Consider the following 392-nt stretch of genomic DNA (forward strand, 5'->3'; position numbering starts at 1 on the left):
TGCCTTTGCCGAAGCTGAAAAGGCCCGCCAGCAAGACGAAGTCCCGATCGGGGCCGTGGTCGTGGGCCCGGACGGCCAGATCATCGGCCGCGGCTACAACCGCCGCGAGCTTGACGAGGACGGGACGGCTCATGCCGAAATCCTGGCCATCCAGCAGGCCTGCCGGGCCCTTGATTCCTGGCGCCTGATCGACTGCAGCCTGTTCGTGACTTTGGAGCCCTGCGCGATGTGCGCCGGCGCCATCATCAACTCCAGGATCAAGGAAGTCTACTTCGCGGCCATGGACCCCAAGGCCGGCGCTGCCGGCAGCGTCGTCGACCTCTTCAGCGTTGCCAAATCCAACCACCACCCGCTGGTGGTCCGCGGCCTGTACAAGGAGCAGGGGGGACAGC

At 66.1% G+C, this 392-nt stretch carries 1 protein-coding gene; it reads left to right on the forward strand.

The window, feature by feature from the left end:
• A partial coding sequence (locus tag lacNas_RS10895; protein WP_201346860.1) for a nucleoside deaminase occupies nucleotides 1-392 on the forward strand: 392 nt, incomplete at both ends.

Source organism: Lactobacillus nasalidis, from assembly GCF_016587775.1.
Taxonomy (GTDB): domain Bacteria; phylum Bacillota; class Bacilli; order Lactobacillales; family Lactobacillaceae; genus Lactobacillus; species Lactobacillus nasalidis.